This window comes from Streptomyces asoensis (assembly GCF_013085465.1).
Taxonomy (GTDB): domain Bacteria; phylum Actinomycetota; class Actinomycetes; order Streptomycetales; family Streptomycetaceae; genus Streptomyces; species Streptomyces cacaoi_A.
Map to the genome: position 1 here is coordinate 2707953 of NZ_CP049838.1, position 12469 is coordinate 2720421.

The 12469-nt window shown below is 71.0% G+C and carries 9 protein-coding genes; 3 read left to right on the top strand and 6 right to left on the bottom strand.

Features of this window, described 5'->3' with window-relative positions; translation table 11 throughout:
• Positions 1 to 156: 156 nt before the first annotated feature.
• The 4 genes from whiA to uvrC are packed head-to-tail and all read right to left on the bottom strand — an operon-like array spanning position 157 to position 5376.
• Positions 157 to 1146: a DNA-binding protein WhiA gene (whiA, locus tag G9272_RS12125; protein ID WP_020131902.1), complete on the bottom strand. Its 990-nt coding sequence runs from the start codon at positions 1144 to 1146 to the stop codon at positions 157 to 159.
• Positions 1137 to 2204, bottom strand: a complete 1068-nt coding sequence (locus G9272_RS12130; protein WP_171396582.1) for a gluconeogenesis factor YvcK family protein — start codon at positions 2202 to 2204, stop codon at positions 1137 to 1139. The genes whiA and G9272_RS12130 overlap by 10 nt, the downstream gene beginning before the upstream one ends.
• Positions 2201 to 3268, bottom strand: coding sequence for an RNase adapter RapZ (gene rapZ, locus G9272_RS12135; protein ID WP_171396583.1), 1068 nt, complete (start codon positions 3266 to 3268; stop codon positions 2201 to 2203). Before rapZ ends, G9272_RS12130 begins: the two co-directional genes overlap by 4 nt.
• Positions 3265 to 5376 (bottom strand): excinuclease ABC subunit UvrC, encoded by a 2112-nt coding sequence (gene uvrC / locus G9272_RS12140; RefSeq protein WP_171396584.1) that lies wholly within the window; start codon positions 5374 to 5376, stop codon positions 3265 to 3267. The genes rapZ and uvrC overlap by 4 nt, the downstream gene beginning before the upstream one ends.
• 306 nt (positions 5377 to 5682) lie before the next feature.
• On the opposite strand from uvrC, the gene G9272_RS12145 reads away from it, so the two are divergent.
• Together G9272_RS12145 and G9272_RS12150 are read left to right on the top strand one after the other, a co-directional pair.
• On the top strand, positions 5683 to 6651 hold the full coding sequence (locus tag G9272_RS12145) for a hypothetical protein (RefSeq protein WP_171396585.1): 969 nt from the start codon (positions 5683 to 5685) through the stop codon (positions 6649 to 6651).
• A gap of 205 nt (positions 6652 to 6856) precedes the next feature.
• Positions 6857 to 7768: a carbohydrate kinase family protein gene (locus tag G9272_RS12150; RefSeq protein ID WP_171396586.1), complete on the top strand. Its 912-nt coding sequence runs from the start codon at positions 6857 to 6859 to the stop codon at positions 7766 to 7768.
• Between the two features lie 50 nt (positions 7769 to 7818).
• Here the strand turns inward: G9272_RS12150 and G9272_RS12155 are convergent, their stop codons facing one another.
• Entirely contained in the window at positions 7819 to 8673 is an 855-nt protein-coding gene (locus G9272_RS12155) for a helix-turn-helix domain-containing protein (protein WP_171396587.1), read from the bottom strand.
• Between the two features lie 100 nt (positions 8674 to 8773).
• Here G9272_RS12155 and G9272_RS12160 point away from each other — a divergent pair, with 100 nt between their 5' ends.
• On the top strand, positions 8774 to 9355 hold the full coding sequence (locus G9272_RS12160) for a YceI family protein (protein ID WP_171396588.1): 582 nt from the start codon (positions 8774 to 8776) through the stop codon (positions 9353 to 9355).
• 60 nt (positions 9356 to 9415) lie between these two features.
• Here the strand turns inward: G9272_RS12160 and uvrA are convergent, their stop codons facing one another.
• Complete coding sequence (uvrA, locus tag G9272_RS12165; RefSeq protein ID WP_171396589.1) at positions 9416 to 12469, bottom strand: excinuclease ABC subunit UvrA; 3054 nt, start codon at positions 12467 to 12469, stop codon at positions 9416 to 9418.

Consider the following 12469-nt stretch of genomic DNA (forward strand, 5'->3'; position numbering starts at 1 on the left):
CCCCCTAGCGTGAGTTCGCCCCAGCAGCGAACTCTGCCAGGCTCATGACAGTTCATGATCCAGTCAAGAGCGCCTCAAAGCCACGCAAACGCCGGTGGTGTCACCCAAAGGGGTGACACCACCGGCGTTCTGAAGAGCCATCAGCAGGGCCGTCGGTCAGCCGACCAGATTGTCGGCGAGCTCGTCGCTGAGGTTGGCGTCCGTGCCCGCGATGCCGAGGTCGGAGGCCCGCTTGTCGGCCATCGCCAGCAGCCGGCGGATCCGTCCGGCGACCGCGTCCTTCGTCAGCGGCGGGTCGGCGAGCGCGCCCAGCTCCTCCAGGGAGGCCTGCTTGTGGTCCATACGGAGCCGGCCGGCCGCCGCGAGGTGCTCGGGCACCTCGTCACCGAGGATCTCCAGGGCGCGCTGGACACGGGCCCCGGCGGCGACGGCCGCACGCGCCGAGCGGCGCAGGTTGGCGTCGTCGAAGTTCGCGAGACGGTTCGCCGTGGCCCGCACCTCGCGGCGCATCCGGCGCTCCTCCCAGGCCAGCACCGACTCGTGCGCGCCCAGCCGGGTGAGCAGCGCGCCGATCGCGTCGCCGTCACGGACCACGACCCGGTCGACCCCGCGCACCTCACGGGCCTTCGCCGCGATGGACAGCCGGCGGGCGGCGCCGACCAGCGCCAGCGCGGCCTCCGGGCCAGGGCAGGTCACCTCCAGGGAGGACGAGCGGCCGGGCTCGGTGAGCGAGCCGTGCGCCAGGAAGGCCCCGCGCCAGGCCGCCTCCGCGTCACAGGTCGCGCCGGAGACCACCTGCGGGGGCAGACCCCGGATCGGACGGCCACGGCCGTCGACGAGTCCCGTCTGCCGGGCCAGCTGGTCACCGCCCGCGACCACCCGCACCACATAGCGCGAGCCGCGGCGCAGACCGCCCGGGGCCATCACGATCAGCTCCGAGCTGTGGCCGAAGATCTCCAGGATGTCCCGCTTGAGCCGGCGGGCCGCCATCGCGGTGTCCAGCTCCGCCTCGATCACGATCCGCCCGCTCACCAGGTGGAGGCCGCCGGCGAACCGCAGAACGGCGGAGACCTCCGCCTTTCTACAGCAGGTCCGGGTGACGGGGAGCCGGGAAATCTCGTCCTTCACCGCTGCCGTCATCGCCATGGGCCGATCCTTCCATGCATCCGAAAAATACGGTCGTACGCGGCAGCCAACAGCTCCGGGTCATGCCTCGGGGTGCCGTCGGGCCGGGCCACCGGCGCCAGCTCGACCGCGGCCCCGAACCGTTTGGCGGCGTCGGTCAGCGAGTCGCGGTCGGGCACGGCGGCCACGTCGGCCAGCACCACGTCCAGGGCGAGTTTAGGGGCGTGTCGTCCCAAAACCTCCAAATGACGCTGCGGGGAGAAGCCGTCGGTTTCTCCGGGCTGCGGGGCGAGGTTCAGGGAGAGCACCCGGCGCGCCTTCGTCTCCATGAGGGCGTCCAGCAGATCGGGCACCAGCAGGTGCGGCATGACCGAGGAGAACCAGGAACCGGGCCCGAGCACCACCCAGTCGGCGTCCAGGACGGCGTCGACCGCCTCCGGGACGGCCGGCGGGTCGTTCGGCACCAGGTGCACGGACTGCACCTCGCCGGGCGTCAACGCCACCGTCGCCTGTCCCCGGACCGTGTCGACGTCGTCCGGCCGCTCCGGATCGTGCCCCTTGACCAGCGCCTGGAGCTCCAGCGGTACGGCGGACATGGGCAGCACGCGCCCCTGCGCGCCCAGCAGCTTGCCGACCAGGTCCAGAGCCTGGACATGGTCGCCGAGCTGCTCCCACAGGGCGACGATCAGCAGATTGCCCACCGCGTGGCCGTTGATCTCGCCCTGCGACTGGAAACGGTGCTGGATGACCCGGGCCCAGGTCTGGCCCCAGTCGTCGTCACCGCACAGCGCGGCCAGCGCCTTGCGCAGGTCACCGGGCGGCAGTACGCCCAGCTCCTCACGCAGCCGGCCGCTGGAACCACCGTCGTCGGCCACCGTGACGACGCCGGTGAGGTCGCCCGTGATCCGGCGCAGCGCGGTGAGCGAGGCGGACAGTCCCATGCCGCCGCCGAGGGCGACGACCTTGGGCTGGGTGCCGCGGCGGCGCGGTTTCCCGCCGCGTGCCTCGACCGGCCGGACCACACGCCCGTCGTGGGCGCCCCTGCGCAGTCGGCCGAGCCGTGGAGAACGTCCTGTCATTCCCGTCCCATGTCCCGGTGCACGACCACCGTCTCCACGCCCTCGGCCGCGAGACGCGCGGCGAGCTTCTCCGACATGGCCACCGAGCGGTGCTTGCCGCCCGTACAGCCGACCGCGATGGTCACATAGCGCTTGCCCTCCCGGCGGTAGCCCGCGGCGACCAGCTGGAGGAGCTCGGCGTACCGGTCGAGGAACTCCTTGGCGCCGGGCTGGTTGAGGACGTACGCGGACACCTCCTCGTTCAGGCCGGTGTAGGGGCGCAGCTCCGGGACCCAGTGCGGGTTGGGCAGGAAGCGCATGTCCACGACCAGGTCGGCGTCGACCGGCAGGCCGTACTTGAAGCCGAAGGACATCACGGTGGCCCGCAGCTCGGGCTCCTCGTCACCGGCGAACTGGGCGTCCATCTTGGCGCGCAGTTCGTGCACGTTGAGGCTGGAGGTGTCGATCACCAGGTCGGCGTCGCCGCGCAGCTCCCGCAGCAGCTCGCGCTCGGCGTCGATACCGTCGACGATGCGGCCGTCGCCCTGGAGGGGGTGCGGGCGGCGCACGGACTCGAAGCGGCGCACCAGGGCGTCGTCGGAGGACTCCAGGAAGACGATCCGCCGGGTGACGCTCCTCGACTCGAGGTCGGCGAGGGACTCGCGGAGGTTGTCGAAGAAGCGCCGGCCGCGGACGTCGACGACGACCGCGATCCGCGCCACGTTGCCCTGGGAGCGGGCGCCCAGCTCCACCATGGTGGGGATCAGGGCGGGCGGGAGGTTGTCGACGACGAACCAGCCGAGGTCCTCCAGACACTTGGCTGCCGTCGAGCGGCCGGCCCCGGACATGCCGGAGATGATCACCAGCTCGGGGATGGCCGCATCGGGGATCCCGGGCGGCGTGACGTCCGTACTCACCTGTGCTCCGTCTTCCTGACGTACTTCTTGCTGAGGGCTGTCGGGGACCGCGGGGTGCGTGGTGGAATCCTCGCCTGGTTCCCTGGGTCCCTGCTGGGGCGCGGCTGTGGGCACAGTAGTGGGCGCCTGTTCCTGGTCCGCTGTGGGGTGTGCGTCGTGCTCGGTCATGTCTCCTGCCCCCGTCGTTCTTCCGGGGCGCCCGTCGTCACGGGATCTCCGGGGGAACCCGCCGTCGTATCGGGTTCCTCATCATCAATGATCTCTCCGGTCGCCGTGTTCACGGCGGGGGCGGGCGATGCCGCCCGGGCGAGGGCCGCGGCGATGGTCTCGGCCGTCTTGCGGCCTATGCCCGGAACCTCGCAGATCTGGTCGATCGTCGCGGCCCGGAGCCTCTTCACCGAGCCGAAGTGCTTGATCAGTGCCTGTTTGCGTGTCTCGCCGAGGCCGGGCACCTCGTCCAGGGGGCCGGCACGGAAGCGCTTGGCCCGCTTGGTGCGCTGGTAGGTGATGGCGAAGCGGTGCGCCTCGTCGCGGACGCGCTGGAGCAGATAGAGACCCTCGCTGCTGCGGGGCAGGACGACCGGGTCGTCGTCGTCCGGCACCCAGACCTCTTCCAGGCGCTTGGCGAGGCCGCAGACGGCGATGTCGTCGATGCCCAGCTCGTCCAGCGCCCGCTTGGCCGCCGCGACCTGCGGCTGTCCACCGTCGACGACGACGAGCTGAGGCGGGTAGGCGAAGCGCTTGGGGCGGCCGTCATCGTCCTTGAGGCTGCTGGTGAGGGGCGCTTCGGTGGCGTCGGTGAGGGGCGCATCGGTGAGGGGCGTCCCGTTGGTGTCGGCGAGCGGGTTCTCGCCGTCGGTCCACTCCCCCGTCCGCTCCTTCTCGGCGATGTAGCGCCTGAAGCGGCGGGTGATCACCTCATGCATGGAGCGGACGTCGTCCTGGCCCTCGAAGCCCTTGATCTGGAAGCGGCGGTACTCGCTCTTGCGCTGGAGGCCGTCCTCGAAGACGACCATGGAGGCCACCACGTCGTCGCCCTGGAGGTGCGAGATGTCGTAGCACTCGATCCGGAGCGGCGCGCTGTCCAGGTCGAGGGCCTCGGCGATCTCCTCCAGGGCACGCGAGCGCGTGGTCAGGTCGGAGGCGCGCCTGGTCTTGTGCAGGACGAGCGCCTGCTGCGCGTTGCGCTCGACGGTCTCCATCAGGGCCTTCTTGTCGCCCCGCTGCGGGATACGCAGCGACACGTTGGACCCGCGGCGCTCGGTGAGCCACTCCTGCACGGGTTCGACAGGCTCGGGAAGGGCCGGGACCAGGACCTCCTTGGGGACGGAGTCGCCCCGCTCCTCGCCGTACAGCTGCTGGAGGGCGTGCTCGACGAGGGCGCCGGTCGTGACGTCCTCGACCTTGTCGGTCACCCAGCCGCGCTGGCCGCGGACTCGTCCGCCGCGGACGTGGAAGATCTGGACGGCCGCCTCCAGCTCGTCCTCGGCGACCGCGATCAGATCGGCGTCGGTCGCGTCCGCGAGCACGACCGCGTTCTTCTCCATGGCCTTCTTCAGGGCCTCGATGTCGTCGCGCAGACGGGCGGCCCGCTCGTACTCCATCTCCTCGGCCGCCTCCATCATCTGCTTCTCCAGCCGACGGAGGTAGGTCCCGGTGCGGCCGGCCATGAAGTCGCAGAACTCCTCGGAGAGTTCGCCGTGCTCCTCGGCGGAGACCCGGCCGACGCACGGCGCGGAGCACTTGCCGATGTAGCCGAGCAGACAGGGCCGGCCGGTGCGGGCGGCGTTCTTGAAGACGCCGGCGGAGCAGGTGCGCACGGGGAAGACCCGCAGCAGCAGGTCGACGGTGTCCCGGATCGCCCACGCGTGCGCGTACGGCCCGAAATACCTGACGCCCTTCTTCTTGTGCCCGCGCATCACCTGGACGCGCGGGAACTCCTCGTTCATCGTCACCGCGAGGTAGGGATAGCTCTTGTCGTCGCGGTACTTGACGTTGAACCGGGGGTCGTACTCCTTGATCCAGGAGTACTCCAGCTGGAGCGCCTCGACCTCCGTGGACACCACCGTCCACTCCACCGACGCGGCCGTGGTCACCATGGTGCGGGTGCGCGGGTGGAGGCCGGAGAGGTCCTGGAAGTAGTTCGCCAGGCGCTGGCGCAGGCTCTTCGCCTTCCCGACGTAGATCACCCGGCGGTGCTCGTCGCGGAATCGGTACACCCCGGGGGAGTCCGGGATCTGTCCCGGCTTGGGGCGGTAGCTGGAGGGGTCGGCCATGTCTCACACCCTACTGGCGCGGGGTGACACTCCGGCGGGCTGTGGACAACGGCCGGGTGTCCGAAGGGGCTGTGGACAAGCGGGGCACGGAGGGCGGGACCCGGAGGCATCGACTCGGCCACACGCACGTGCCACTCGGGCATCAGGTGTTGTCGGGACTTGGTCAACACGCTTCAATGCGGGGGGACTCGGGCCCTGAGGGCCGCCCTACGGATGTGAAGGAGCTCCGGCGACGCCGGAAAGGCCCCGACCACCCACACGAACGGTCCGACCAGCCGTCGTGAGCATTCACAGAAAGGCCCCTGCATGCCGCACGCCACACAGCACGCGGACGCCGCCGTCGACGCCGCCTCCGCGGAATTGGACACGGCCCTGCGAGGCGGTCCTTTCCATGTGGCGTTGCGTGCCGCGATCGCCGCCCGTGGCCTGCCCCTCCAGCGCGTCCAGCACCATCTGTCGCGGTACGGGGTGAAGGTGGGCGTGACCAGTCTGAGCTACTGGCAGCAGGGCGCCCGGCGGCCGCAGCGCCCCGAGTCGCTGCGCGCCGTGCGTGCGCTGGAGGAGATCCTGCACCTGCCGGACGAGTCCCTGATCCGTCTGCTCGCGGAGCCCGACGGCGGGGACGGCGGCACGGCGACCGGGCAGTCCGTGGGCCGCTCCTACCGCTCACTCCTGGAGGCCTCCGGCATTCTCGAACAGTTGCTCGGCGAACTGGAGTGCCCCGTCGACGGGGGGCTGCACACCCTGGGCCACCACGAGCGGGTCCGCATCGGGTCGCGCCGCGAGCTGCTGGGACGCGAGTCGCAGCACATCGTGCGCGCCCACCGCGACGGCGTCGACCGCTTCGTGGCCGTGCATCACGGCGACCCCGGCTGCGCACCGGAACGGATGACGGTGCACGCCCTGGAGAACTGCCGGGCCGGCCGTGTCCGCAGCCACCACGACACCGGCGTGCTCGTGGCCGAGCTCTTCTTCGACACCCGGCTGAGGGCCGGCGACACCTTCCTCTTCCGCTACGCCGTCGAGGACGGCACCGCCGATGTGTCCCGTGAGTACGTCCGCGGCTTCGGCGCGGCGGGCGGCCAGTACGCCCTCCAGATCCGCTTCGCCGAGAACGCCCTGCCCGTGCGCTGCCATCGGTTCACCCAGCACTCGGCGGCGGCCCCGCGCGGCGGCCGTCAGGAGCTGCCGCTCAGTGGCCGGCACCGTTCGGTACACCTCGTCGAGCCGCGGGTGCGGTCGGGCATGGTCGGCATCGGCTGGGACTGGGAGTGAACGGCGGCCGTCGGCGGCCCTCGACAGTCTTCGGCGGCCTTTGACGCCCCTTGACGCCCCTTGACGCCAGCTTTTACGCGCGGCTCCGAAATGGGGTAGCTTCCCGGCCGGCGGCTCACCTGCTCCTGCGTCCGTCGCACCTCGTGCGGCTGCCCCGCGGGCACGGTCCGAGCGGTCGCAGGCAGCCAGAGAAAGGAACCGCTCCGTGATCGTCGTCGCCGGTGAGGCCCTGATCGACCTGGTACCGCAGGGCGCGGGCGCCCTCGCGGGTCTCCGGCCGGCGCCCGGCGGCGGCCCCTACAACACGGCTGTCGCCCTCGGCCGCCTGGGCTCCCCCACGGCCTTCTGTTCCCGCACCTCGCAGGACGCCTTCGGCGAGGCGCTGCTCGCCGGGCTGCGGGACTCGGGCGTGGACGTGTCCGCGGTGCAGCGGGGTACGGAACCGACCACGCTCGCGGTCGCCACCCTCGACGGGAACGGTTCGGCCGCCTACTCCTTCTACGTCGACGGCACCGCCGACCGCCTGTTCACGGCCCCGGACACCCTGCCGGCGGGCACGCGCGCGGTGTCCTTCGGCACCTGCTCCCTCATCCTCGAACCGGGTGCGAGCGCGTACGAGGAGCTGATGCGGACCGCCGCGGCGCAGGGACTGTTCACGGCGCTCGACCCGAACATCCGGGCCGGGCTGATCCCCGACGCCGACGCCTACCGGGCCCGCTTCAAGAGCTGGCTGCCCTCGGTGTCCCTGCTCAAGCTCTCCGAGGAGGACGCCGAGTGGCTGGGCGGCACCCCGCGCGAGTGGCTGTCCGCCGGCCCCTCGGCGGTCGTGATCACCCAGGGCGGCGACGGACTGACCGCCTTCACCCAGGGCGGGGCCGTGTACTCGGTGCCGGGCGAGCGGGTGGACGTCGTGGACACCATCGGCGCCGGGGACACCGTGAACGCGGCTCTGCTGCACGGCCTCTCGGTGCGGGACGCCCTGTCCCCGGCGGGCCTCGCGGGCCTGGGCGCCGCCGGCTGGGAACAGTTGCTGCGGTTCGCCGCCCGCGCAGCGGCGATCACCTGCTCCCGGGCCGGCGCGGAGCCGCCGTACGCCTCCGAGCTGGGCGGCTTCTAGGGGCTGTCGGGGCAGTTCGTCGGCACGGTCGGGAGAGCGGTGGCCGCCGGTCAGCCGCTCACCGCGCGCAGCCCCCCGGGCTTGCGCCCGTTGAGATGGTCCAGCGCCATGGCGGTGCTCTCGTCCGCCGGGAGGTGGACCACCAGGCGCTGACCCTCCTCCGGGAGGGACAGGGTCTCGTAGGACAGGCGCAGTCGTCCCGCCTCCGGGTGGTCGACGGTGTCGGTGCCGAACCGGGCCGGCATGGCCGGCACCGCGGCCAGCCGCTCGGTGAACGGGGCCCCCGCGGTGACCGTGAGCTCGTCGGCCAGCGCGGCGACGCTCGGGTCGTGCAAGGAGGCCTCCTGTCGCAGATGGGCGACCTGCTCGTCGGCGAGGCGGTCCCAGCCGGGGTACACGGCCCGGGCCCGCTCGTCGGTGAACAGGTACCGCATCAGGTTGGGTGCGCTGCCGTCGAGCAGGCCGAGCGGGCGGGCGATCCGCTCATAGCCCGAGGTGTGGGCGACGATGTCGCCGACCCAGTTGAGCAGGACGGCCGGTGTCGGCTCCAGGCGGTCGAGCAGGGCCCGCACGGTGGGACGGACCGTGCGGGCGGGTGGTGCCGCCGAGGTGCAGAGCACCCGGTCGACGCCGGCCTCCTTGGCGAGGCGGCGCAGGAGGATCCGGTCCGGTACGCGCAGGCTCAGCGCGTCTCCCAGGGCTCCGAGCACCTGGGGTGAGGGGTTGCGGTCGCGCCCCTGTTCCAGGCGGGTGATGTACTCGACGCTGACGCCGGCCAGCGTGGCCAGCTCGGCACGCCGCAGTCCTGGTGTGCGACGCCGAGGCCCTGTGGGCAGGCCGACCTCGGCCGGCGTGACGGCTTCGCGGCGGGTGCGCAGGAAGGTACCCAACTCGTTGTCGCTCACCCACCGAACGTACAACGGTGCGGCCCCGGGAGGGTGGCCCTCTCACTACCACCATCGGCCCGGCCTCCCTCCCGTCCGCCGGTGCGCGGAGGGTGGGGGCATGACTCAGGACAACGCCTCGCGCACGCCGACCGCCACGACCCTGCCGCTGTCTTCCGGCGACTGGGAGCTCGACCCGCTGCACTCGGCGGTCAACTTCACCATCCGTCACCTCGGCATCGCCAAGGTGCGCGGCCGCTTCACGAAGATCGAGGCCGAGCTGTACGTCGGTGAGACGGCCGACGACGTGCGGGTGAGCGCCGAGATCGCTCTGACCTCCATCGACACGGGCAACCCCGACCGGGACGCGCACACCCGCTCGGCGGACCTGCTCGATGTGGAGAAGCGTCCGACGATGGCCTTCCACTCGACACGTGTCTCGGGCCAGGGCGAGGACTGGACGATGGAAGGGGACCTGACCATCGGGGACGTGACTCGCCCGCTGACGCTCGCCGTCGACTTCGGCGGGGTGGTGGACTCCCCGGTGGATCAGAGGAGGCACGCCGGTTTCGAGGCGACGGGAGAGATCCGGCGCAGCGACTTCGGGCTGGACTTCGGAGCCGGGTTTCTCGGTGATGTTGTCAAGGTTCAGCTGGACATGCAGTTCGTGGAGCCGGGCGAACCGCAGGGCCAGGGTGGCTGATGGTGGAACGAGCGGCGCCCCGCGGGAAGTTCCCGCGGGGCGCCGCTTTTTGATGACTTGTCAGGCCTTGGGGGCCCGGGTCGTCTTCTTCGCGGGAGCCGCCTTCTTCGTGGCTCCCGCGGCCTTCTTGGTCGCGACGCTGTTGGCGACAGTCGTCGCCTTGGCGGTCGCGGTCTTGGCGGTCGCGGTCTTGCGCGCCGTCGTCTTCGCCGCGACCGTCTTCTTCGCCGCCGCCTTGCGCGGGGCCTTCACCGGAGCCGCGTCGCTGATCCGGTCGGCGCCGAGAACCTCCCGCAGGAACTTGCCGGTGTGGCTGGTCGACACTCCGGCGATCTCCTCCGGCGTGCCCTCGGCGATGACGAGGCCACCGCCGGCGCCGCCCTCGGGACCCATGTCGACGACCCAGTCGGCGGTCTTGATCACGTCGAGGTTGTGCTCGATGACGATGACCGTGTTGCCCTTGTCGACCAGGCCGGCGAGCACCTTCAGGAGCTTGCTGATGTCCTCGAAGTGCAGGCCCGTCGTCGGCTCGTCCAGGACGTAGACCGTGCGGCCGGTGGAGCGGCGCTGGAGCTCGCTGGCGAGCTTCACACGCTGGGCCTCACCGCCGGACAGGGTGGTCGCGGACTGGCCGAGCCGGACGTAGCCGAGGCCGACGTCCTTCAGGGTGTTGAGGTGCCGGGCGATCGCGGGGACGGCCTCGAAGAACTCCGTCGCCTCCTCGATCGGCATGTTCAGGACGTCGGCGATGGACTTGCCCTTGTAGTGGACCTCCAGGGTCTCCCGGTTGTAGCGGGCGCCGTGGCAGACCTCGCACGGGACGTAGACGTCCGGGAGGAAGTTCATCTCGATCTTGATCGTGCCGTCGCCCGCGCAGTTCTCGCAGCGGCCGCCCTTGACGTTGAAGGAGAAGCGGCCGGGCAGATAGCCGCGGACCTTCGCCTCGGTGGTCTCCGCGAACAGCTTGCGGACGTGGTCGAAGACACCGGTGTACGTGGCCGGGTTGGACCGCGGGGTGCGGCCGATCGGCGACTGGTCGACGTGCACGACCTTGTCGACGAGGTCGTCACCGTCCACGCGCGTGTGCCGCCCCGGCACGCTCCTCGCGCCGTTCAGTTCGCGGGCCAGGTGCGTGTACAGGATGTCGTTGACCAGCGTCGACTTGCCGGAGCCGGACACGCCGGTGACCGCGGTGAACACGCCCAGCGGGAAGGACACGTCGATGTCCTGGAGGTTGTTCTCGCGGGCGCCGTGGACGGTGAGCCTGCGGGACGGGTCCTGCGGGCGCCGGATGTCGGGCACCGGGATGGCCTTCTTGCCGGACAGGTACTGACCGGTCTGCGACTCCGGGTTGGCGAGCAGTTCCTTCAGGCCGCCGCTGTGCACGACCTTGCCGCCGTGCTCGCCGGCGCCGGGACCGATGTCGACGATCCAGTCGGCGACCTTGATGGTGTCCTCGTCGTGCTCGACGACGATCAGCGTGTTGCCCATGTCCCGCAGCCGGACCAGGGTCTCGATCAGCCGGTGGTTGTCGCGCTGGTGCAGGCCGATGGACGGCTCGTCGAGGACGTACAGGACGCCGACGAGGCCGGAGCCGATCTGGGTGGCCAGGCGGATGCGCTGGGCCTCGCCGCCGGAGAGCGTGCCGGCCGCGCGGTTGAGCGAGAGGTAGTCCAGACCGACGTCGACGAGGAACCGCAGTCGCTCGTTGACCTCCTTCAGAACCCGCTCGGCGATCTTCTTGTCACGGGCGTCGAGCTTCAGCTCGCCCAGGAAGTCCGCGCAGTCGCTGATGGACATCCCGGAGACCTCGGCGATGGACTTCCCCATGACCGTGACCGCGAGGACGAGCGGCTTCAGGCGCGTGCCCTCACAGGTGGGGCAGGGCACCTCGCGCATGTAGCCCTCGAAGCGCTCACGGCTGGCGTCGCTCTCGGCCTCGCCGTGCCGGCGCTTCACGAACGGAAGGGCGCCCTCGAACGGGGTCGTGTAGAGGCGCTCGCGCCCGTACCTGTTGCGGTAGCGGACCTCGATCTGCGTCTTGTGGCCGTGCAGCAGGGCCTTCCTGGCGCGCAGCGGCAGCCCCGCGAAGGGGATGTCCGTACGGAAGCCGAGCGCGTCCGCGAGGGCGCCGATCAGCCGGCCGAAGTAGTCCTTGGTGTGGCCGTGCGACCAGGGGTGGATGGCGCCCTCGTCGAGGGACTTGTCCTCGTCCGGGACGATCAGCTCGGGGTCGACCTCCATGCGCGTGCCGATGCCGGAGCACTCGGGGCAGGCGCCGAAGGGCGAGTTGAAGGAGAAGGAGCGGGGCTCCAGCTCCTCGAAGGACAGGTCGTCGTACGGGCAGTACAGGTGCTCCGAGTACATGCGCTCGCGCTCGGGGTCGTCCTCGGGGAGGTCGACGAAGTCGAGCACGACCATGCCGCCGGCGAGGCCGAGGGCGGTCTCCACCGAGTCGGTGAGCCGGCGCTTGGCGGACTCCTTCACCGTGAGGCGGTCGATGACCACCTCGATGGTGTGCTTCTCCTGCTTCTTCAGCGTGGGCGGGCTGGACAGCTGGATCGTCTCGCCGTCGACCCGCGCGCGGGAGTAGCCCTTGGTCTGGAGGTCGGCGAACAGGTCGACGAACTCTCCCTTGCGCTCGCGCACCAGTGGCGACAGCACCTGGAAGCGGCTTCCCTCGGGCAGCTCCAGGACCCTGTCGACGATGGCCTGCGGCGACTGGCGCGTGATCGGCCGGGAGCACTCGGGGCAGTGCGGCTTGCCGATGCGCGCGAAGAGCAGGCGCAGGTAGTCGTAGACCTCGGTGATGGTGCCGACCGTGGAGCGCGGGTTGCGCGAGGTCGACTTCTGGTCGATGGAGACGGCCGGGGAGAGGCCCTCGATGAAGTCGACGTCCGGCTTGTCCATCTGTCCGAGGAACTGGCGGGCGTACGAGGAGAGGGACTCGACGTAGCGCCGCTGGCCCTCGGCGAAGATGGTGTCGAAGGCCAGCGAGGACTTGCCCGACCCCGACAGGCCCGTGAAGACGATGAGCGAGTCGCGTGGCAGGTCGAGCGAGACATTCTTGAGGTTGTGCTCGCGCGCGCCACGGACGATGAGACGGTCGGCCAC

Bases quoted from the DNA above. Each gene is read 5' to 3' on its own strand.
- G9272_RS12160 (WP_171396588.1), top strand. From the start codon at position 8,774: ATGACTCAGGACAACGCCTCGCGCACGCCGACCGCCACGACCCTGCCG.
- uvrC (WP_171396584.1), bottom strand. From the start codon at position 5,376: ATGGCCGACCCCTCCAGCTACCGCCCCAAGCCGGGACAGATCCCGGAC.
- whiA (WP_020131902.1), bottom strand. From the start codon at position 1,146: ATGGCGATGACGGCAGCGGTGAAGGACGAGATTTCCCGGCTCCCCGTC.
- rapZ (WP_171396583.1), bottom strand. From the start codon at position 3,268: ATGACCGAGCACGACGCACACCCCACAGCGGACCAGGAACAGGCGCCC.
- G9272_RS12130 (WP_171396582.1), bottom strand. From the start codon at position 2,204: ATGACAGGACGTTCTCCACGGCTCGGCCGACTGCGCAGGGGCGCCCAC.
- G9272_RS12145 (WP_171396585.1), top strand. From the start codon at position 5,683: ATGCCGCACGCCACACAGCACGCGGACGCCGCCGTCGACGCCGCCTCC.